Annotated in this window: 17 protein-coding genes and 3 pseudogenes; 14 read left to right on the forward strand and 6 right to left on the reverse strand. The window is 64.6% G+C overall.

Annotation, left to right across the window (positions count from 1 at the left end; translation table 11 throughout):
- Positions 1 to 122: 122 nt before the first annotated feature.
- The gene (locus tag OHA68_RS31430; RefSeq protein WP_327103462.1) at positions 123 to 1,496 is read left to right on the forward strand and encodes an IS1380 family transposase; all 1,374 of its coding nucleotides are present in this window, start codon (positions 123 to 125) and stop codon (positions 1,494 to 1,496) included.
- Positions 1,497 to 1,782: 286 nt separating this feature from the next.
- Positions 1,783 to 3,159 carry an IS1380 family transposase gene (locus OHA68_RS31435; protein WP_327103463.1) on the forward strand — a complete coding sequence of 459 codons (1,377 nt, stop codon included), beginning with the start codon at positions 1,783 to 1,785 and terminating at the stop codon, positions 3,157 to 3,159.
- 161 nt (positions 3,160 to 3,320) lie between these two features.
- On the opposite strand, the gene OHA68_RS45405 is transcribed toward OHA68_RS31435, so the two are convergent.
- Complete coding sequence (locus tag OHA68_RS45405) at positions 3,321 to 4,331, reverse strand: bacteriocin fulvocin C-related protein (RefSeq protein WP_407674372.1); 1,011 nt, start codon at positions 4,329 to 4,331, stop codon at positions 3,321 to 3,323.
- Between the two features lie 1,905 nt (positions 4,332 to 6,236).
- Here OHA68_RS45405 and OHA68_RS31440 point away from each other — a divergent pair.
- Positions 6,237 to 9,791: a hypothetical protein gene (locus tag OHA68_RS31440; RefSeq protein WP_327103464.1), complete on the forward strand. Its 3,555-nt coding sequence runs from the start codon at positions 6,237 to 6,239 to the stop codon at positions 9,789 to 9,791.
- 222 nt (positions 9,792 to 10,013) lie between these two features.
- Here OHA68_RS31440 and OHA68_RS31445 read toward each other — a convergent pair.
- Together OHA68_RS31445 and OHA68_RS45410 are read right to left on the reverse strand one after the other, a co-directional pair.
- Positions 10,014 to 10,247: pseudogene (locus tag OHA68_RS31445) on the reverse strand (transposase); the annotation flags it as partial.
- A gap of 16 nt (positions 10,248 to 10,263) precedes the next feature.
- Positions 10,264 to 10,704, reverse strand: a complete 441-nt coding sequence (locus OHA68_RS45410; protein ID WP_407674373.1) for a transposase — start codon at positions 10,702 to 10,704, stop codon at positions 10,264 to 10,266.
- Between OHA68_RS45410 and OHA68_RS31450 the strand changes: the two are divergent.
- From OHA68_RS31450 to OHA68_RS31460, 3 genes and pseudogenes are all read left to right on the forward strand, one after another.
- Positions 10,703 to 11,946, forward strand: a pseudogene (locus OHA68_RS31450) (IS3 family transposase). The gene OHA68_RS45410 and the pseudogene OHA68_RS31450 overlap by 2 nt on opposite strands.
- Positions 11,947 to 11,973: 27 nt before the next feature.
- Positions 11,974 to 12,397, forward strand: a pseudogene (locus OHA68_RS31455) (VOC family protein); the annotation flags it as partial.
- Positions 12,398 to 12,432: 35 nt separating this feature from the next.
- The gene (locus OHA68_RS31460; RefSeq protein WP_327103465.1) at positions 12,433 to 12,567 is read left to right on the forward strand and encodes a hypothetical protein; all 135 of its coding nucleotides are present in this window, start codon (positions 12,433 to 12,435) and stop codon (positions 12,565 to 12,567) included.
- 37 nt (positions 12,568 to 12,604) lie between these two features.
- Here OHA68_RS31460 and OHA68_RS31465 read toward each other — a convergent pair whose 3' ends face one another.
- Entirely contained in the window at positions 12,605 to 13,123 is a 519-nt protein-coding gene (locus OHA68_RS31465) for a hypothetical protein (RefSeq protein WP_327103466.1), read from the reverse strand.
- Positions 13,124 to 13,635: 512 nt separating this feature from the next.
- Here OHA68_RS31465 and OHA68_RS31470 point away from each other — a divergent pair.
- A complete protein-coding gene (locus OHA68_RS31470; protein ID WP_327103467.1) occupies positions 13,636 to 13,854 on the forward strand; it encodes a type II toxin-antitoxin system VapC family toxin in 219 nt (72 codons plus the stop codon).
- A gap of 119 nt (positions 13,855 to 13,973) precedes the next feature.
- Here OHA68_RS31470 and OHA68_RS31475 read toward each other — a convergent pair whose 3' ends face one another.
- Complete coding sequence (locus OHA68_RS31475; RefSeq protein WP_327103468.1) at positions 13,974 to 16,247, reverse strand: hypothetical protein; 2,274 nt, start codon at positions 16,245 to 16,247, stop codon at positions 13,974 to 13,976.
- Between the two features lie 145 nt (positions 16,248 to 16,392).
- On the opposite strand from OHA68_RS31475, the gene OHA68_RS31480 reads away from it, so the two are divergent.
- The 3 genes from OHA68_RS31480 to OHA68_RS31490 are packed head-to-tail and all read left to right on the forward strand — an operon-like array spanning position 16,393 to position 18,342.
- A complete protein-coding gene (locus OHA68_RS31480; protein ID WP_327103469.1) occupies positions 16,393 to 17,643 on the forward strand; it encodes a hypothetical protein in 1,251 nt (416 codons plus the stop codon).
- A complete protein-coding gene (locus tag OHA68_RS31485; RefSeq protein ID WP_327103470.1) occupies positions 17,630 to 18,190 on the forward strand; it encodes a hypothetical protein in 561 nt (186 codons plus the stop codon). The genes OHA68_RS31480 and OHA68_RS31485 overlap by 14 nt, the downstream gene beginning before the upstream one ends.
- Entirely contained in the window at positions 18,187 to 18,342 is a 156-nt protein-coding gene (locus OHA68_RS31490) for a hypothetical protein (RefSeq protein WP_327103471.1), read from the forward strand. The genes OHA68_RS31485 and OHA68_RS31490 overlap by 4 nt, the downstream gene beginning before the upstream one ends.
- 177 nt (positions 18,343 to 18,519) lie before the next feature.
- On the opposite strand, the gene OHA68_RS31495 is transcribed toward OHA68_RS31490, so the two are convergent.
- The gene (locus OHA68_RS31495; protein ID WP_327103472.1) at positions 18,520 to 18,762 is read right to left on the reverse strand and encodes a hypothetical protein; all 243 of its coding nucleotides are present in this window, start codon (positions 18,760 to 18,762) and stop codon (positions 18,520 to 18,522) included.
- Positions 18,763 to 19,175: 413 nt separating this feature from the next.
- On the opposite strand from OHA68_RS31495, the gene OHA68_RS31500 reads away from it, so the two are divergent.
- The 4 genes from OHA68_RS31500 (at position 19,176) to OHA68_RS31515 (ending at position 21,546) form a co-directional block, all read left to right on the forward strand.
- The gene (locus tag OHA68_RS31500; RefSeq protein ID WP_327103473.1) at positions 19,176 to 19,766 is read left to right on the forward strand and encodes a DUF6461 domain-containing protein; all 591 of its coding nucleotides are present in this window, start codon (positions 19,176 to 19,178) and stop codon (positions 19,764 to 19,766) included.
- Between the two features lie 139 nt (positions 19,767 to 19,905).
- Positions 19,906 to 20,097, forward strand: coding sequence for a hypothetical protein (locus OHA68_RS31505; RefSeq protein ID WP_327103474.1), 192 nt, complete (start codon positions 19,906 to 19,908; stop codon positions 20,095 to 20,097).
- Positions 20,090 to 20,701: a hypothetical protein gene (locus OHA68_RS31510; RefSeq protein WP_327103475.1), complete on the forward strand. Its 612-nt coding sequence runs from the start codon at positions 20,090 to 20,092 to the stop codon at positions 20,699 to 20,701. The genes OHA68_RS31505 and OHA68_RS31510 overlap by 8 nt, the downstream gene beginning before the upstream one ends.
- Positions 20,702 to 20,868: 167 nt before the next feature.
- Positions 20,869 to 21,546, forward strand: coding sequence for a TetR/AcrR family transcriptional regulator (locus OHA68_RS31515; protein ID WP_327103476.1), 678 nt, complete (start codon positions 20,869 to 20,871; stop codon positions 21,544 to 21,546).
- Positions 21,547 to 21,561: the final 15 nt, after the last annotated feature.

The raw sequence follows: 21,561 nt of genomic DNA on the forward strand, positions 1-21,561 counted from the left end.
CCTCGGGCTTTCACGGCGAATATCGCCAGCGTTGATCGTTTACATGAGAAAAGTGCCTTTGACCTGGAATGATCGGACTTGTCTAAGGTCCCGTCCACACCAGCCCAAGAGGCACTTTTCACGTGAAGACTATCGCTTCGCGCCCCACGATCGTCATGTCCGCCGACGGTTCCGGGCTCATCTCCCAAGCAGGCGCACTGCTGTTGATGGAAACGCTGCGCGTCACCGGCCTGGACCAGGCCCTGTCGGAGCAACTGCAGCGATGGCGACCGGCCCGCGCGATCCACGACCCCGGCAAGATCATCGCTGATCTCGCCGTCAGCCTCGCCCTGGGAGGTGACTGCCTGGCCGACATCGCACTCCTGCGCTCTCAGCCGCACCTGTTCGGCCCCATCGCCTCCGACCCGACCGTCTCCCGGCTGATCGACCGGCTCGCCACCGACACCACCACAGCCCTGAAAGCACTCCGACGCGCACGCGCCATCGCACGTGAACACGCCTGGACCCGCGCCGGCTCAGCCACGCCCGGAGCCGACGGCGAACTGATCCCCATCGATCTGGACGCCACCATCGTCATCGCCCACTCCGACAAGGAAAACGCCACCCCCACCTGGAAGAAGACCTTCGGCTTCCACCCCATGACCGCCTTCGCCGACCACGGCACCGACGGAGCCGGTGAGCCACTGGCCCTGCTCCTGCGGGCAGGCAACGCCGGCTCCAACACCGCCACCGACCACATCGACGCCACCACCCTGGCGCTGGCCCAACTACCCGCAACCCGACGCCGCCAGACCCTGATCCGCACCGACTCAGGCGGCGGCACCCATGAATTCCTCACCTGGCTGACCCGTCCGGGCCGGTGGCTGAAATACTCCATCGGCTTCACCATCACCGACGACATCGGCGCCGCGATCTTGCGCTTACCCGCCGGCGCGTGGACACCCGCCTACGACGCCCAGGGACAGGCGAGACCAGGCGCCTGGGTCGCCGAGATCACCGGCCTGGCGAACCTGACCTCCTGGCCCAAGGGCATGCGCGTCATCGCCCGCAAGGAGCGCCCGCACCCCGGCGCCCGGCTGCGCTTCACCGACCTCGACGGACACCGCTTCACCTGCTTCGTCACCAACACCAAGCACGGCCAACTCGCCGATCTGGAACTGCGCCATCGCCGCCGCGCCCGCGCCGAGGACCGCATCCGCTGCGCCAAGGACACCGGCCTGCGCAATCTGCCGCTGCACGACTTCACCCAGAACCAGATCTGGTGCGAGATCATCGCGCTGGCCTGCGACCTCATGGCCTGGATGCAGATGCTCGCCCTGAACGGCCCCGCCCGCCGCTGGGAGCCCAAACGCCTGCGACTGCGCCTGTTCGCCGTCGCCGGGCGCCTGATCCGCGGCGGCCGAAGACTCCGCCTCCGCATCGCCGCCCGATGGCCCTGGGCCACCCAGATCATCACCGCCGTCACCCGCCTGCAAGCCCTGCCCGCACCACCCTGACCAGCGCCAAACCGCCCCACCGACCAGGAAAGGATCTCCACGGGCCCGTGGAACCCCGCCCACCCGGCGCGACAGCCGGGCCACCACGCTGACCAGGAAGCAAAATCACGCCTCAGCCACATACCTCAGCCGACCACACGAAGATCACGAAAGATCGAGGCTAGCCTCGGGCTTTCGCGGGGAATTTGAGCCGGGCTGATCGTTCACATGAGAAAAGTGCCTTTGAGCTGGGAGGATGGGGCTTGTCTAGAGTCCTGTCCACGCCAGATCAGAAGGCACTTTTCGAGTGAAGACTATCGCGTCCCAGCGCAAGATCGTGGTGTCCGCGGACGGTTCGGGACTCGTCTCCCAAGCAGGCGCCCTGCTGCTGCTCCACACCCTCCGCGCCACCGGCCTGGACCAAGCGTTATCCACCCAGTTGCAGTGCTGGCGGCCGGCCCGGGCCGTGCACGACCCCGGCAAGGTCATCGCCGACCTGGCCCTCACCCTGGCTCTGGGCGGTGACTGCCTGGCCGACATCGCGCTGCTGCGTTCCCAGCCCGACCTGTTCGGGCCCGTGGCCTCCGACCCCACCGTCTCCCGGCTGATCGACCGCCTCGCCGCCGACCCGGCCCGAGCACTGAAAGCCATCCGGGCCGCTCGCGCCGACGCACGCCGGCGAGCCTGGCACCTGGCCGGCCATCATGCGCCGGGAGCCGACGGAGAGCTGATCCCGCTCGACATCGACGCCACCATCGTCATCGCCCACTCCGACAAGCAGCACGCTACCCCGACCTGGAAGAAGACCTTCGGCTTCCACCCGATGACCGTCTTCGCCGACCACGGCCCGGGCGGTTCGGGCGAGCCGCTGGCACTCCTGCTCAGACCGGGAAACGCCGGCTCCAACACCGCTGCCGACCACATCGACGCCGCCCGGCTCGCCCTGGCTCAGCTACCCCGCCAGCGCCGCCGCCAGGTGCTGATCCGCACCGATTCCGGCGGCGGCACCCATGAGTTCCTGTCCTGGCTGACCCGGCCCGGCCGATGGCTGTCGTACTCGATCGGGTTCACCCTCACCGACGACATCCAGGCTGCGCTTCTGCGGTTGCCGAAGACCGCGTGGACACCCGCCTACGACGCCAACGGTCAGGTCCGGCCCGGCGCCTGGGTGGCCGAGTTGTCCGGTCTGCTGGATCTGGCCGGCCGGCCCAAAGGTATGCGCGTCATCGCCCGCAAAGAACGCCCGCACCCCGGCGCCCAACTGCGCTTCACCGACATCGAAGGGCACCGCTTCACCGCCTTCGTCACCAACACCAAGCAAGGTCAGCTCGCCGACCTGGAGCTACGCCACCGCCGCCGGGCACGCTGCGAGGACCGCATCCGCTGCGCCAAAGACACCGGCCTGGCCAATCTGCCCCTGCACGACGTCACCCAGAACCAGATCTGGTGCGAGATCGTCGCGCTGGCCTGCGAACTCATGGCCTGGATGCAGATGCTCGCCCTGCACGACACCGAGGCCCGCCGCTACGAACCCAAACGCCTACGGCTACGCCTGTTCGCCGTCGCCGGACGGCTGGTCCGCGGAGGGCGGCGCCTGCGCCTGCGAATCGCTGAGCGATGGCCCTGGGCCGGCACACTCCTGACCGCCCTGGCCCGGCTCCAAGCCCTGCCGGCACCCACCTGACCAGCACCAAACCGCCCCCACGAACCAGAAAGGACACCCACGGGCCCGTGGAACCCCGCCCACCCGGCGCGTCAATCGGGCTCTTCACGCTGACCACAACGTGAAATCAACCCTCGGCCGAACCGCTTACCTGACCATACGAAGATCGTGAAAGATCGAGGCTAGGCACAGAGTGGACCTTGCGTTGTGTTAACGCAGCACATCCCATTACACTCCCAGATCCATCCGCCTCCACACCCCGGCGAGCTGGTCGCGCACCCCCCGTACCAGCACGAGTATCCGCCTCCGTAGCGCGAACAATAGTTGTCGGAAGATTGGGCATGGCAATAGCAGTTGGCCAGCGCTGCCGTGGCAGACTCTTCCTGCGGTTTCGGAGTAAGGCTTGATGAGGGGCCCAGGTCCGCTGTCAGTGAGTATGCCTCGACAGCTCCAAGCGCGTTCACAGCCCGTTCAATCAGTGGCACCATCCTAGCACTCGTCTCAGGGGTGGGCTTTCCTTCAAAGATCGAGTGGTCGCTGAAGAGAGCCAGAGTATCTTCGACAATCGCACGCTGTTCCTCATTAAGGTGAGGGTGTGCTGCACGATATCTCTTAACATGAGCCACCCAAAGATTACTTCGAGTCTTTGCGGGTAGCTCGGCGAAGATTGCTCGCCGATAAGCAAGATCGTGCTTACTGAATGCTTCGTAGGTGGTCGGAAGATTAGCCCTATTGGCTTGTACCCACTGTTGGGCAGGGGAAGGCTTCGGATCAGCAAACGCCGGAGAAGCCCTCCCGACGATCACGGCTGCAGCCGCACTCAGGCCGGCGAGCTTAAGAAAACGCCTCCTTCCTCGAGAGTCCTGACTATCTTCCTGTCCCTTCCGAGCCTCGACGAGAACATTGAGAAGACTGTAGCTTCCCTTAATCCCCAGCCGAGCCGCGAGCCTGATGGCCATTGGCGTACCTGTCCACGCCCTAACCTTCTCGTGCTCGACCCTGATTAGGGTCGGTGCCCATGGTGCAGACTCCCCAAGTGCACGGGCTCGCCACTCGACGACGGCTGCGCTAGATAACGGCAGTACGTCGATTCGGTGCCCGCCGAGCCGCTTTACGCGCTCTGCTATTTCAGTGCATTGGCCGCATGATGCGTCAAATGCGAGAATCCAGTGAACGTGAGGTTCGTGTGACATAAAGTCTCCTGTCAACGGGTTGTGATCTATAAAGCAATAGGCGCTATAGCAAGCCAGGTAATATACATAGTGTCCGTTTTAGGCTTGACGCTATCGGATTGCAGCTACGCGCGATAGGATATCTAGATAAAGAGTCGACGTAGACGCTGTGTTTGATCACTAGAATGCGCGTGCGACCCTTCAGTCGAGTCAAGTGTGTGCGCTACAGATTTCCGGTCACTCCTTCTTGCCGATCCGCCAGGTGGCATCGGCGCATACGGGTGGCCCGTATTTATATTTGACGCCACTTTCAGTTATGGCAGCTATTGCAACGCCTGCGGGGCATTTTTTGTCAATGCCGGTGTCTGCCATCTTCCCTGGCTCTATAGTTTGATAGGGGGTGGCGGTTGGGTCGGGTTTCCCAGAGTGCCAGTAAAGCCTGACGGGTTCAGAGGTATCGTTATATACATGGAGGAACTCGTTGCTTCCTGGTGCGGGCGAGCACCCTGTTAGGCCAGCGGACGCCAATATAAGTATCGTTGGAATGATAGGTGTCCTTGCCGTGAACATGTCCATCCCTCCATTCGTCATTCTGGAGGTAATTTCTCCAGAAGTGCAAAGAGTTTGCGAAGGATTCCACTCGTCGGAAGTGGCGGCCAGGTTCGACTTATATCTGCCTTTGGGAAGTCTTATTGGCTGGTGTGCAGAAGCTAGGTCGGATCGCCGCTTAATTTCTCACTGGGTTGGTCCGCCTTCACCGCCTTGATGCCAGTAAAGCTTGAAGGCAAGGGGATGACGGTCGGTCAGGGGACTGCATCCTCGCGGCAAGGACAACGGCGGCAGAGATCGCCACGGCGATAGCGGCCGACGATAGATCGATGACCTGGGGTAGCCACGGACAAGAGCGGGCGCACGTGCCGGTGAAGGCACGGTCACGTGGGGGACTTTCGGCCAGATAAGACGATACTCATGGCCTCTCTTTGCTAGTGATCTTGACTGCCGACCGTCATTCTGTGTGACGGCAAGAGAATTTGCAAGGGGGATATTCCGGTGATGGACTGTAGCTTTTCGGATGCGAAGCGTATATCTGTGCAGGCTGTCCGCCCCGACCGGGCGCCAACCATCGCCTGAGGGCACCTGGAACGGGCGTGACTTGCAAGCCGCCGCTCGTAAAGATCTTGAAATGGAAACAGGAAAGCGAAGTTTCCCTATATGGGTTCTGGATCTTCCGTGTCATCCATGTGAAGATGATGGCGCTTCAGAGTGATCATGGCGGGTCTGCGCCAACAGTCCCTTGGGTCCCATGACCGCTGCTCACGACCGAGCCACGGAGAGGACCCGTCGTGCGGAAGAGTCACGTCGTTTTCGCAGTGTTTGCCGATCTCATCGCACCATTCGTCGAAGCTATTTCCCGTTCGCTCACCATGGCGCATGTCACGACCACCCAGAAGATATCGCCAATGGCCGGTCGCGTGGCGCGGCCCGCATTCCTTACGGACGGATGGTCCACACTGTCCCTTCGCATATTGGCGGCTTCAGAGAGTGGACCTTTCCGTCTGAAGTCTTGGCTTCCAGGACCACATTCCTATCCGGCGTGTCGCAATACTCCAGAAATGAACCCAAGTTAGCCCTATCCCGTGGTGGAATTGTCGCCCTGGGAACGCCGTTCTTCGCCCATACAACAACAACAGGCTCCTCCGTCGCGTTGGACACGATGAGTTCTCTGTCGACTTGTGGCTGACACCCGAGTACGCACCACAAGCCAGCAGCTAAAGCGGCGATAGTACCGGCTCGTCGATTCTTCACCCAGCCCCCTCAATAGGGCGTTACCATATGCCACGATTGTAACACCAGCGCAAAATTCTATCAATGCTGCCTCCGTTACCTGTAGAGATCCTCTCACTATGTAAGAAAGGGCCTGGGCGTATGAGCATCACGGCGCTACGAAGGTGGATCGCCGCATACCTGGCAGTGACTATCGGGCTGATTACCGGTACCATTATTCTCGAAGGAACCGCATCAGCAAAGCAGGGCTCCTCTTCCGCGACCTCGGCAAGCTCGCCCGCCCCCTACCAGCGAGCGGACCGAAAAAAAATGAGCCAAGGTCCAAGGCCGAACGCGCACAGCCGTCCAGATTTCGGTGAGGACGACAAGCTGTCCCAAGCATGGGAGCGTAAAGAAATATCGCTCGACGACTACGTACGGCTTTCAGTGGAACGGATCTCCAAGCCCGACAGCTTGCCGGCAAAGCTCCGTTCGACCGGCGACATGTCGGAGAGTACGGGCTTGGCGCTGGGTTATGCTCTATCACTCGCCGACCAAGCTAGTCCCGAAACTCGCGCCTGGCTGAAACAAGCCCTTAGCCCTAGAAAACAGCCCCCATCCTCGGGGAGCACCTCTGTCGCCGCATGGTCGGAGTGTGCCGACTCCTACGCATTCTTAGTCTACTACTTCGACTGCAGGCAAACGATACAGACCACGCCGCCGATAAATATCTACTACAACATTGATGGCGTCAGCTACCACGAGGAATGCCATACCGGCTGCCGGGTATATGACGACGGCGTCCCGGCGACCGATCTAGACGGTAACCAGATCCCTGACGCCATAGACCGAATGTCGACATCCACCACGACGGCATTCACCCAGTACCGGTCATGGGGATTCAACATGACCGGAGATGACATATCGATATATATCGGAGTTTCTACGAATAATAACCCTGGAATCACCTTCCCTACGGGAGATGTGGTTGATGGAGGGCCGGTAATACTCCTTCCTCCGGATCCCGGGGATATCGGCGGCAACGGATGGTACACCTACCTTCCGCGGCATGAGCTATTTCATGCATTCCAGTATCACTATATGTCGATCCTCCACTTCACCACCGCCATAAGCGCCATCAACTGGTGGATGGAAGCCACCGCAGAGTGGGCAGTGCATAAGGTGTACCTGAACACAGCACCGACGGCCTTGGGCGCCGAGGCATATGCGCGGTCGTTGGACGCGTTTTTAAGGCATCCACAGCATGCAGTCAACGCCTCAGATGGCCTCGGGGGCGAGCGGCAGTACGGCGCCTTCATAGTTGCGTCATACCTGACCGAACGCACCGATCAGAATTTTGTGCTGCGGACATGGCAGGAAATAGATGATCAGTGGCCCATCGAAGCCATTGCACAAGTGCTGGAGGGGTACGGGAAGAATTTATCGAATGAGCTCTTCGGCTTCGCTGTGGCGAACTACCGCCTGACGGTCGACTCTGGCACACTCAGTGACTTCCTCGGGGCCGGTGACGGTTATGCTGATCCGGACACCGTCAGCCGATGGCGAAGCATCGTTGCAGGAATGGGTTCTCGGCCGGCTCGTGCCAAAGAAGTATCACCGCAGAACCTTCCGTGGGGCGGCTCGTTCAGCTGGGCGCCAAACGATATCGGACAGTGGATATTCCCGGGCGGATCTTCTTATTTCGAATTCACGCCGCCCGCTAGTGGGCAAGGTCAGCTCAAAATTCATGTTGAGGCTCCCGATCAATCAACCGGTGTAGAGTTCCGTTATCTCCTGGTGGTTTGGAATTCCCTCTCCGGCCGTCAACCACTCCGCTGGGCAAGAGCAGATGCTGTCGGGAATGACCGTGTCAAAGACCTTTCAGTCTCTGTCACAGCCGGCGAAGTTGCGACGCTGATCGTGGCTCGGACTGATGTTGACGTCAACGCGACGCAGCCGATCGGCGTGGCTCAGCCAGTCACCTGGCAAGCCTCTCTTACCAGCAGTACTGTTACGCCTCCCGCCGGTCCGAACGTCGCGCTCAACACTATGTGGGCGAGACACGCCGATCGCAAGGGCTACGCGAACATGTGCGCGAACTGGGGTGGCGGGGACGGCACACAGTCGGTCGTACTACCCAGCGGGAATCGTGCATGGTTCTTCTCCGACACCTTCCTCGGCGATTCAGTGTTCCGCCCCACTTTCGACCGCAGCATGCTTCATAATTCCATCGTCGTGCAGCAGGGCACGAACCCGGCGACCGCCAGTCTCAAGACCGTCACTGGAGGAAATACCTGTAAAGAGAGAGACACTTCTATTCCCATCGAGCAGCGATATGCGTGGACTCCGATACGGAGTAACACCACCGGGCCCGACAGGAGCGATGAGTTTTACTGGAGCGCGACCGGCAAGGTGTTCGGCAACAACGTCGTATGGTTCTACCTTAAGGGGTCAGGCCAAGCCTTCAGGAACACCAGCATTGCGACGATCCCTCTATCAAGCCTGGAGAACTCCAGCAACGTCAACGTAACCCCGCAGGATCTCCCAGCATTCAGCTATTACGGCACCGACAACCCTCTGGTGTGGGGCGATGCCGTGATCGACGCTCCGGACGGATTCACCTACATCTACGGCTGGGGCGTGGTTGATGCCAACTTCCGCAAGAAGCCATTCCTAGCACGAGTGCTGCAGGCCAACCTTGTCGACTTCAATTCCTGGCGCTTCTATGTCGGCGGCGGCAAATGGTCCGCGGATGGAGGAGCTACCGGCCAGACTAAAGCAGTTCCCCTGGGCACCGGCTACACAGATGCTATGTACAGCGTCGTGACCCTCAACGGCAGACACTGGATCGTAACACTGGATCCGACTACTCACGAGGTAGTGGCCTACCCATCTACCTCTCGCTACGGTTTCACGACGGCAAGGGTAAAGCTGTACAGCCTACCCGATCAGATCCAGAAGGCGCCAGATTTCAAGATAGTCTACGATCTTCACTTGCATGAAGGTCTTTCTTCAGAAAGCGACACCGTCGTTGTCTCGTACAACGTGAACTCCACCGGAGTGACCCTGGGCTGTCGTGCCGAAAATGATTACGAGCCGTCGATCTACAGGGCCAGGTTTGTGAACATCCCAAAGAGAGGTTTTGATCCGAGCGCAGCGACAACCGCCGTGGCTCCTCTCGAAGCCTCGGGCGTCGTGCCAACGACAGCCGCCTACCGGAGCGATGACCGAGAGATGCGCGGAGCCAGATATACGCCCTTTCCCTCGAAGTTCGCTCAAGACGGCATACCTCCAGGCCAGTCCGCTGCCGTTATCACGCAAAGGAATGCTCTTCAGGAAGATAAAGGATACTACAATTCTTGGGCCTATCAAAGCGACGCTGACAAGGCAAACAACCACGTCGGGTGCCCCTATATCGCTGCACCCACCGATCTAGCAGCGACGGTCCGCGACGGGGCGTGGGGATGGGTGGACCTGACCTGGAGCCACGTCGGACTCGACGTGGGTTACAAGGTCTACGAGTACAACGTGACCGAGGGCGCCCGCCGTCACTGGCCGTGGGACTGGAATTTCGGCCCGCCCCGCCTCATCGCCCCGCTCGATGACTTTCCGGCAGATCGAACGGATCTCTTCAGGTGGCACCTGGTGCCGACGAATATTTGGCAGCAGCCAGAGAAGACGCAGTCGAATTCTGTACAGGGCAGGATGCCTTTGTAGCCTCTTGCTCGCCGACTGATGACACCTGAAGAGTCACGTCGGGACCGCTACGCATCCGTCTGCTGTAGGGCGGATGCGTAGCGGTTTCGTGTTGCTCGAACCGGTAACTGTCAAGAACCTTGAGACAGATTCCTGCTATTTGGACGCTACTGATCCTTAATTCGGGTCACGTCCACAGACGTGGTGTATGAATCGATCTTCGCGTGATCCTGTTTCTGCAGGTTAAGCGGTAAGTGTCTGCGGGAGTGGGTTCTGGATTGGTGTGTCGCCGACGATGAGCCGGACGCGGGCCTTGGCCAGGATGTCCAGGCCCATGTAGCGGCGGGCTTCGGTCCATTCGTCGGTCTGCTCGGCCAGGACCGCGCCGACCAGGCGGATGATCGCTGCGCGGTCGGGGAAGATGCCGACCACGTCGGTGCGGCGGCGGATCTCCTTGTTCAGCCGCTCTTGCGGGTTGATGCCCCTATGGATGTCAAGTCTCGGGCCTGGGCGCGATGGAGTTGATGATGAGACGGTGGACTTCGCGCGCAATGTAGCGCTTCAGGCAGCGGATGACTTCGCGACGGGTCTTTCCGTCGCCGGTGCGTTTGCGCAGGTAGTCCTGAGTGCGTGGGTCCCAGCGAAGGCGGCTGAGCGTGATCCGGTAGAGGGCCGCGTTGGCTTGACGGTCACCGCCACGGTTTAGCCGTCGCCGACTGGACTTTCCGGATGACGATTCCAGCGGACTCACTCCGCAAAGAGCAGCGAAGGACGCTTCGCTGGCGAGCCTGTCTGGATTGTCACCTGCGGCGATGAGGAGAACAGCAGCACTGTCAGGGCCAATGCCGGGCTGCTGGAGAAGTACAGGGGCTGCGGCCTCAATGAACCGCGCCGGGTCTGATGGAGACTCGATTCCTTGAGAGGATCGAGTCATGGCACGTCCGTCCCCCTACCCTCCCGAGCTTCGTGAGCGCGCGGTGCGCATGGTCGCGGAGATCCGGCCGAACTACCCGACCGAGTGGGCCGCGATGAAAGCGGTCGCAGCAAAGCTCGGCATCGGAACGGCCGAGACGGTGCGCAGCTGGGTGCGCCGGGCGCAGATCGATGCAGGACAGCGGCCCGGGATCACCACGGCCGAAGCCGAGGAGATCAAGCGGCTGAAGGCCGAGAACGCCGAACTGCGGCGGGCCAACGAGATCCTCAAAGCGGCGTCGGTTTTCTTCGCGGCCGAGCTCGACCGGCCACACAAGCGCTCGTAGCGTTCATCGACGCTCATCGAGAGGTGTTCGGGGTCGAGCCGATCTGCCGTGTGCTGGCCGCACACGGGTTGAAGATCGCAACGAGCACCTACTACGCCGCCAAGAATCGCACGCCCAGCGTCCGCGCTGTGCGGGATACCGAGCTCAAGCAGCACATCAGCCGGGTGCACGCTGACAACTACGGCGTCTACGGCGTGCGCAAGGTCTGGCGACAGCTGGGCCGTGAAGGAGTCGTGGTGGCGCGCTGCACGGTCGCCCGGCTGATGGGCGAACTGGGGCTGGAAGGCGTCCGGCGCGGCAAGAAGCTGCGCACCACCATCCGCGACGCCGGACACGAGCGCGCCGACGACCTGCTGAATCGCGACTTCACGGCCTCGCGCCCCAATCAGCGGTGGGTGGCAGACTTCACCTACGTGATGACCTGGGCCGGCGTGGTCTACGTCGCATTCGTCGTAGATGTGTACTCCCGCGCGATCGTGGGCTGGTCGGCGGCCACCACCAAACGAGCCAAGCTCGTCTTGGATGCCCTGGACATGGCACTGTGGCGACGCGCGCGGACCGGCATTCCGGCCGGGCCGGGTCTGATTCATCACTCGGACGCGGGCAGTCAATACACCTGTTTCGCCTTCACCGCCCACCTGCTCGAGGCCGGGATCGACGCCTCGATCGGCAGCGTCGGCGACGCCCTGGACAACGCCTTGATGGAATCGGCGATCGGCCTGTTCAAGACCGAACTGATCAAACCCCGACGGCCATGGAAAGGGCTGGCCGACGTCGAACTGGCCACCGCCGAGTAGATCGACTGGTTCAACCACCAGCGCCTGCACACCGCCATCGGCGACGTCCCGCCCGCCGAACACGAAGCCGTCTACTACGCTCAACACCAGCCCCAACCGGCGGCTGGAGTCAGTCAATAGAGTCTCCACCGATCCCGGCGCGGTTCACCGTGGACGGTCCTGGCCGACCCGGAGGGCAACATGTTCTGCGTTGGAGCCTCGGGAGATCTACCGGGACACCGGGCCGATCGCCGCGGTGGTGGTCGACTGCGCCGATCCGCGGGCCATGGCCCGGTTCTGGGACGAGGCGCTGGACTGGACCCTGCACGAGGTCACCGACGACCATGCGAGCCTGCGCTCCGCCAAGGGCGTGGGCCCCTACCTGGAGTTGCTCCGCACGCCCGGCCCACCGACCGTATGGAACCGCGTCCACCTCGACCTGCTGCCCCACCCCGTCGAAGACCAGGAGGCGGAGGTGGCCCGGCTACGGGCCCTGGGCGCCACCACCGCCGACGTCGGCCAGGGCGATGCCCCCTGGAAGGTCCTGGCCGACCCGGAGGGCAACGAGTTCTGCGTCCTCGGACGGGGCTGACGCAGAGTTTCTTCGCTTGCGGCTCGTACTTCCACGTGCTCGAAGACGACTTCTCCGTGGAGCTGACGGGGCTGCACGTCGAGGGGATGAGCAGCATGCTGCTGCCCGCGCTCATCGCCGCGCACCCGGCCGTCTCGTTCCTGCCGGATGACCTGCGCCCCACTTGGTGACAGGTGGGGCGCAGGTCGTCGTTCTAAGAAGGCTGGTTCAGCAGACGCTGATCCACTCCGTTGCGTACAGGATTTCGTTAGGGATGCCGTGCCTGCCATTTCCGTAGGACGCGAGCTCCGCTTGTGAAGCGTTGTAGAGCCTCACCCTTACGTTGCCCCACTGGTTGTTTACGAGAGCGCCCGCGTTGATGAAGTTGTAGACCTTCCGCCATCCGCACTTGTACATAGGGAAGCCGGTGTGCGTTCCATCGCCATCTCCCACGGTGATGCATGCGAAACCATTGAAGTCCTCGGTCTCGCAGACATCCAGGAAGTCCACTCGGGCTGCACCGGAATCCAGCGCAATTTTAGGCTCCCCGGAGTGAAGCGGAACGACCCGAGGGACCCAGGCCGCAGCGACAGAGCTCGTGGCCGACCTTGAGTCGATGGTCGTCGATGCGGCCGTTGCCGACGTCGGCGACGCGACGATCATGGTCGGTACGGCCAGTACCAACCCGATGAGCACTACGAGTGCCCTAAGCGCGCGCCCAGGGCCGGGCATGCTGTGAGTTCGCATCAGTCCTCCTGACTGTCAGTTCTGTCGCGCTAGTACGAGCGCGGTCCTGAGGATCAGGAGGATGGCTGGTCGTAAGCGCACGTGTCCTCCAGATCCGTGCTTGTGATGTTCTAGATGGCGCTGAACCACTCACAAAGCTTCACTATCCGAGGACGCCGGCCCAGGACTCTGCCCGGACATTTGCCGGACATTGAGAATGTCCACCCTTCTGGAGATTCCACCAGCAACGAATAAATTTTCAACGAAGTACGGTCTAACCTGCGGGAACGTCTGAGATATCGATTAGCTCACGGCGAGGACCATGCCGTGAGCTCGTATCTGTACGCCGTATATGAGCGATCATGACGGCGTGATGGCCAAATATCTGGCGGGAGAGACGAGACGTTCCCCCAATTGGGGACGGTGTAGACGTAGCCGAGCTCACGCAGATGCTTGATCGCCTTCTGGACGGTGTCACGCGCGACCGCACCTGTCGCAGCCACCTGTGAACACGAGCCGACATCCCGCAGATCATGCTGGAGCGCTACGCGCAACTCAAGATCGTCCGGCATCCCATGCTGCCGCTGCAGCCACGCGTGCTGGAGCTGCGCAACAACCTGACCGCCTATGACGGCATGTACGTGGCCCTCGCCGAACTGCTGGGAGTGCCGTTGCTCACCGACGACGCGAAGTTCGCCGGCTCGGCGGGCCACCGGGCCGAGATCCACCGCTACCCGCCACCGCCGGCGTAGACCCGAGATCTCACGAACGTCACCCGCCAGGACCAGCACGAGTTGGCCCTCCGGGTTGCAGGCGTCTTACGACGGGCACCAGAACAGACTCACGACCTGGCCAGAACCCATCGCGGCTGTCAGCGGTCCTTGGCGGGCTTGCGGTGGACGACGGTCTTGTCGCCCGGTCCCGGGTAGGCCATGATCAGCAGCCGCTGGGTGCCGTACGCGTCGCCCTTCCAAGGGAACCAGGCCAGGTGCACGCGGATGCGGTAGTGCCCCTTGCGGCCGTTGAGCGACAGGTCGGGCAGCACGGTGCCGCTCAGACCGTCCATGAACGTCATCTCACCGCTCCGGTTGGCGAAGCCGACCTCGACGACATGGTCCCAGCCCTTGGACTCGATCGGTGGGCGGCGCGTGTAGGTCTCCAGCGTGACGCACACGTGGAAGTCGGGATGCGTCCCCACCGTCACCTGGCCGGGGGCGACGTTGACCGGGCCGACGCTGGTGCTTCTGCCCTCGGCAGAGGGCTCGTCGTACAGCGCCAGCCCCACCTCCGGCCACTCCGGCTCCTTGAGGCGGATCGCTTTGGCGGGCCGGATGAGGGGGCGGTGGCGTGGGGTGGCGTCGCACTTGCGCCGCTCCTCGGCGTCGAACTCCTCGGACTCGCGCTGCCGTACGGCCGCCTCCGCGGTGATCTTCGCATGCGCGGCCGGGCAGATCCCGGCGAGCACCCCGCTCAGATGGTCGACGCTCAGCCCTTCCGTGTCCCGCAGGCGGGCCAGCTCGCGCGGGTCGTTACGGGTGTAGGCCCCGCACAGGCGGCGGCCATGGTCGAGCAGCACCTGGTCGGGGGTGGTGGCGAACGCGAGCGCCTGCCGCTGGCGTACCGCGCAGATGAAGGCGCGCGGGCCGGTGAGCGGCTCGGGCGCCACCGGCTCGCCGTTCGTCTCCCAGGGGTCGGGTGGTGAGCAGTCCCTGGCTGTGGTGACCGGGCCGCGTGACTGGTCGGCGGCCGGCAGGAAGCACAGGGCGACGGAGGTGGCCAGCGCCGTCACCAGGACGTGGTGCCGCAGGCGGGCGGTGGGTGGGGCGCCGTACAGGAGGAGCAGCACGAGGGCGGAGGCGGCCAGGGCCGCGCTGTACCACAAGGGCGAGAGGCCGAAGAGGACCTCGCCGTTGGCGTTCAGGTCGAACACCCCGCCCGGGTACAGGGCCAGCCGCTGCTCGGCCAGGTCAGGAATGAGCTGCCAGTCCGCCTCGCGCTCGGTGGTGGTCGCGCTGACGACGCCCGCCAAGGCCGCGACGATCAGGGCCGACATCGTGACGCGCAGCAGCCGCCGGGTCCTGCGTACGACCGCGACCAGGATCAGCACGGCCGGCGCGCCGACCCCGACGAGCACGTCCACGACGACCCAGAGCACGGTCGCCGGGTAGCTCACGTACCCGTGGAAGAGGTCGTCGACCCAGCCCCGAGGGCCGGTCCACACGGGCATCCCACCGGCGAGGTTGACGGCCGCGGGGATCAGCGGGAGCGCCACGGCCACGGCGGCGAGGGGCCACGGCCGCGCCGGCGCGACCCGGGCCGGCTGCGGCGGGGACGGTACGGGCGGCGGGCCGCCCAGGTCGTGGGCGGAGCGGGCCTGCCACACCGTCCCGAAGATGCCCAGGACGCCCAGGGCCATCATGATCACCAGGTCGTAGTCGACGCCCCAGCCGCCGAACGAAACACTGGAATGCCCGCCGGACGACAGCAGGGAGAGGGCCGCGGAGGCCATGCCCATCCGTACGGTTCCCCGGGACCAGCGCGCGTCCCTGGCCTGCCCGGCCAGGACCGGCACCAGCCACAACAGGTAGACGACATTGCCGAGCTGGTACGGAGCGACGTAGTGCGCGGCGGACCACAGGCCGAGGCCGTAGACGAAGGTGGCGGCCGTTCCCATGGCGGCGTTCACCAGCCCTGCCACGAGCCCCAGCACCCGCAGCCAACGGGGCAACGCGCCGGCGAGGAGCACGAAGAACAGCCAGACGATGGCGAGGTCGAGCAGGTCGGAGGGCAGGCCGAACCACCACTGGTACGGGATCGGCAGCCGGTACAGCAGCGTGCAGGCGACGCTGACATACAGGGCCACCCGCAGCAGCCGTACCGGCCTGTCGTTGACGACCGCCGCGCCGACCGCCCGCCCGCGCAGCACCTGCCAGTAGGCCCAGCCCTGCAGGATCCCGCCCGCCACCATGAGGAGCTCCACCCACCAGGTGTAGGGCATGAAGTCCGGATCCCAGCCCCCGGCGACGATCTCGCGCAGCAGCGCCGGGTTGCCGGTGGTCAGCGCGAGCACGCCGGACACGACGACCGCGGCCACGTAGGCGGCGGCGACGAGCGCGGCGATTCTGCCGAAACGGTAGCGGCGCACGGGGGCATCCTCGGGAACGAGCGATCAAGTTCCGAACAAAGGCGCCCAACCCTAGCGGGCAACCAGAAGTTGATCAAGGCGTGACGATCGCCCATCCCGGTCGACGCGGATTGTCGGGGATGATCTCTATGTTGCCGTCCATGACGTGTTCATCTACTTCCACGCAGGCGACCTCGTGACGGCCTGGGCGCAGGTCCGCGACCGCATCACCGCCCGCGACGCCCGCGGTCTGGCCGACCTCGTGGTCACCCTGTCCGACGCCGAGCGTGCCGAGGTCGCCCGGCGTCTGCCGGAGCTGCGCAAAGACCTGCGTGCGACCGCCGACCGCCAGGCGAGGGAGCGCTGGGCGCTCGGCGAGGGCGAAGGCGACGGGGAGGATGAGTGGGATGGGGAGTGGGACAGCGGCGAGCGGGATGAGATCGGCGGGCACGGGGAAGTGCTGCGGATCGCGGGGGCGGGCGTGCTGGCCGGTCCCGCCGCCGCTGTCGCCTGGCTGACCAGGCGCGAGTTCGCGGCCCGGCGGGCCGGAGTGGAGGAGGTGGTCCGGGTGCTGGCCGCGCGCCCGGCTCGCTGGCAGGCGGAGGTGGCCGTCCGGCTGGCCCGGAAGATCCGCACGGCCGACGACCGCAACGCCCCGCTGGCGCTGGCGCTGCTGCGGGCCTGCGGCGCCCCGCCACCCGAGCACGACCCGCTCGTGACCGCCTGGCTCCGCGCCAGGCCGGCCGCCGACGACCCGCTGATCGGCCCGCTGCTGCCGCGGATCTTCGAAGCCGAGGGCGCCGGTCGCGTGCTGCGCGAGGAACGCCTGGAGCCCGTCCCCACCCGCTGGCTGTCCCTGCTCGGACGGCTGCAGGAGACCGGCCGGGTGTCGCGCGCGGAGCTCCTGGACGGCTGCCTGCGCCGCTTCCTGCGCGGCGGGGACGCGATCAGCCTGCGCTTCTTCGTCCGGCTGCACCGGATGCTCGACCCCACGCCGCAGGAGGCCGCCGCCCGGGTCCGCGACTACCTGCGGCTGCTGCCCGCCGCTCCCGGCACGGTCGCCGAGCTGGCGCTCGCCCAGGTCCGGTACGGCGGTCCGCACGAGGAAGCCGAGGTCGTCGAGGCCATCGGCGCGCTGACCTTCCGGCCCGAGGCCAAGCTCGCCCTGGAGGGCCTGCGCTGGCTGGAGCGGGAGCTGCCGCACGCCGCCGAGCTGGCGCCCGCGCTCGCGACGGCGTTCGGGCACGCCTCCTACGAGGTCCAGGGGCGGGCGGCCAGGATCGCGCTCAAGCACGCCGCCGCCTTCGCCCCGGCAGGGGAGGCGGTCGCCGAGGCCGTCCCGTTGCTGCCGGCGGCGCTCGGCGCGCGGGTGGCGGCCGTGTACGGCAGGAAAAAGGAGCATCATGACGGACCGTGACACATTAGATCAGTGGTCGTATGTCGAGGAGCGAGGCCTGGCGGAGAGGTTCGAGTGTTCGTGGGTCGAGGCGCCCGACTACCGCACGGTGGTCGCCGCGCTGCGGGCGGAGGAGGAGACACTCGCCTGCGACCTGGACCAGGCGCGGCGATGGTATCGCACCTACTCAGAAGAGGATCTCGTTTGGGTGGCCGAGCAGAGCCCCGGCTGGGTCAAGATGTTCGCCGTGTCCGGACTATCCCCGTGGCGCGCCCTTGAGTCGCTCTCGCAGCCGGGCGGGCGGGCCTGCCATCTGTCCTACTACGCGGGCGAAATCACTGAACCGGTCTATTTCAACGGGGACGAGTGGGAGGACACCATCCCCGACGATCACTGGGACCGTCCCAGACAGGAGGGAGCAGATCTCGTCGGCTCCCCTGTCATCGGCCGGGAGATGAACTTCTACCTCGCCGCGCTGGCATACATGACCGGCCGGTTCATCGACGACACCTGGTTCACCACACCAGGGCTGCTCTGCCGCATCCCGAAAGGGACCTGGCCCCAGTGACTGACCAGTGGAAGTACCTGCTCAGCGCGGGACTGGGCGGCGGATTCACCGGCACCTGGGTCGAGTCGGGCGATGCAGAAGCTGTGGCCGCCCTGCTCGGCGTGGCTCACCGGCTCAGACTGGCACCCATCCGATCGGCGCATCTCGTCTGAGCCTGGCCGCGGCGATCAGCTTGGGGACGTGTGAACCGTCGCTGGACGCCACCTTGGCCGGACCGCTCCCTGCGGCGGCCGTGGCCACGACGAGGGCGTCCACGACGCACTCGTGCCCGTCCAAGCCGGCGTCGTCCAGCACGAACGAGGGTGTCGGGAACGAAGCACCCGCCCGCCCTACTCGCCGGACCATGCCCGGCGGGCCGCCTGCATGACCTCATCGGACAGCGGACCCACTCTGCGCTCGTGATCGGCGACGATCTCCTCGGCCTCGAGGAGCGCCAAGCCGTACTCGGCCACCTGGTCGGCGAAGTGGGAGAACTCACGAGGATCGGTCCGGCTCTCGATCTCTTCGGCGAGCGAACGGCGAAGAGCCACCGATTTCTTCACCGTCGGGTCTACGGGCTGCGGAAAGGTCATGAGACAAGTGTGCTACCAGGAGGTCGCATAGCGAGGCTGATCGCATGCCCAGCGGCTGACCACCCGGTCCAGATCATGAACGGCGCTCGGGGCGGTCAGGTGGGCCGACCTGGCTGAGTCTCCGTATCGGAGCGAAGGCCAGGGGAAGTCAGGACGGCATCTCCTCAACGTTGGGACTCTGCGGGGCGTGCGGGAGCCACGTGAGCGCGGTGGAGGAGCGGGGCTCGGTCGCCGATGAGGCGAGATCGTGATCGTGAGAGCAGGGCGAGAATTTGAATTCCGTACGTGCCAGTTCGGTGTCTGCGTCTCGGTCGAGGGCGGGAGGCGAGCCGGTTCCTGCCCTTGAGTGACGGTCGGTCCAAGGGGCCGATTCCTCGGCAGGTTGTGTCGGTGGGCTCTGCCATGATCGCCGCATGATCACGCCCCCTGGCGATTACGCCTGGTTCACCGACTCCGGTCTCGCGGAGGCTTACAGCTTCATCTTCGTCCGCGGGCTCACACCTGAGGAGCTCGTTGCCCGAATGGGTGGCCGAGCGGAAGACTTCTCCTGGACGACGCTCGATGATGCGATGGGTGTCGGCTTCCATTACGGCTCCGAGACCGAATTCGTCGCGGTCGCGGCCATCGACGACTGGGCGTTCGTCGCGCAGTCCAACAGTTGGCTGGGCGCGGACGACACGTTCATCGTGCCGCTGTCGGCGGGCACCCGCCTGGTTTCCCTTTACCGCCTCGACATCAAGGGCTTGGAGGAGTTCCGCTGGGTGGAAGACGGGGACATTCGGTTCGCTTTCTGGGCGCAGGAGGGCTACTCCGAGGTTCCCGACGAACTCGTGGAGACCATGAAGCAGATCGACCACGACTATGGCAAGGACACGTATGAGCTCTACAGAGGGCCAGGGCTTGTCCTGATCGAGCGCCTCACCGGAATCAAGCTCTCGCCCCAGGTTCTGGAGGGGTCCACGTACCTGTCCGGGGTCATTTCCAGGTCGCCGACCACTACATGAGCGTTCGCGAACATACCGATGGGAGCCTCATGACGGACCGTGACAGGTTCGGCCAGTGGTCGTATTTGGAGGAGCGAGGTCTGGCGGAAATCGGCGCAGTCAGCGACCGCGCTATCTGAATGAGGGTCGCTGGCAGGACATGACCCCGGACTTCTTCGACCATCCCATGGAAGAGGGGGCGCACCTCGTCGGGTCCTCGGACATCTCTCATGAGATGAACCTGTTCCTTGCCGTGATGGGGTACACGACCGGCCGGTTCATCGATGACACCTGGTTCACCACGCCGGGGCTGCTCTGCCGTATCCCGGACGGGGCGTGGCCTCATGGCTGACCAGTGGGAGTGCCTGCTCGGCGCGGGCCTGGGCCGCGGGTTCACCGGCACCTGGGTCGAGTCGGGCGACGCCGAGGCCGTGGCCGCCCTGCTCGGCGCGGATCTCGCCTCCCGCCAGGACTGCGACCTGGCCACCGCCATGGCCCACTACCGGCCGATGGCCTTCACCGAACGCCTCTGGACCGGCCCGCACGCCGACGGCTGGACGCACGTCCTGACCATCAGCGGCCCGCCCCCGGTGACCACGGGCCTGACGGAAGCGGGCCTGCGTTTCCTCCAGATCCGCACCATGGACGGCTACGTCCACGATCTCCTCTACGGCGACGGCGTCACGACCGCCTGGGCGACCCAGCGGTGGTACGGCGAGATCATCACCGAACCCGGCTCCATGGTCGAGCCCTGCCTCCGGGAAGCCGGGCCGCCCACGAACATCCCGGAGGTCGTGCGCTTCGGATCCGAAATCACCGAACCCAAGGACCACAACCGGGCCTGCCTGGAGATCTTTCTCTTCCTCACCGGGCGCATGAGCAGCCGGTTCATCGACCCTGAATGGCTGGGCGAGAAGAGAGCCCTCTACACCGTCTCGCCGCCATCGGTGATGTAGCAGGAGTCCGTCTCCCTCGGCGATCCCTGCTGATGATCATGGCCATCCCACCGCCGACAGTCACTGCCGCCCTGGGCTCAGAAGGAACGCCTCTGTAGGTAAATCTCATTAACCTCGATAGGTAAATGCTATTCACCTCAACAGGTGAATGGTGTTAACCTCGGGGCGTGATCGGCAGACGGCGTAGCACCGGGCAGCACCACGGCGACCTCCGCAAGGCGCTGGAGGAGGCGGCGCTGGTGCTTGTCGCCGAGCGTGGGCCGCACGGCTTCACCCTGGCCGAGGCCTGTCGGCGGGCCGGGGTGAGCGTCGCCGCGCCGTACAAGCACTTCGCCGATCGCGACGCCCTGCTCGCCTCGCTCGCCGTGAAGGGCTACCGCGAGCAGGACCGGCGCTTCAAGGAGGCCATCTCGGCGAGCGAGGACCCCACCGACCAGCTGGCCGCCTTGGCCGCCGCGTACGTGCGCTTCGCCCGCGAGGAGCAGGCGCTCTTCGACATCATGTTCAACGCGGGCCTGGACAAGACGCGGCATGCCGAGCTGGCCGAGGTCGTCCATGCCCTCTTCGACACGCTGCTGCCGATCGCGAGGCGGGTCACCACCACGGAGGCCGCCGCCTTCGACCTGCTCATCTGCATGGCGTCCGCCGCCCACGGCCTCGCGTTCTTCATGCAGGAGGGCGTCCCCGGCGACGAACAGACTCCCCTCGCGGCAGCCGAAGCACGAGCGGCCCGCACCGCGCGGGCCCTCGTCGAGCTCCAACTCCGCGAAGCCACGGCGGACGGCTCGAAGCAGGACCGCGCGTCACCGCACTCCCCATGCGGTCGAACGCATCACGACAAATGATCATAGGAGAATCGG

Origin of the sequence: Nonomuraea glycinis (assembly GCF_035920485.1) — a bacterium.
GTDB classification, from domain to species: Bacteria; Actinomycetota; Actinomycetes; order Streptosporangiales; family Streptosporangiaceae; genus Nonomuraea; species Nonomuraea glycinis.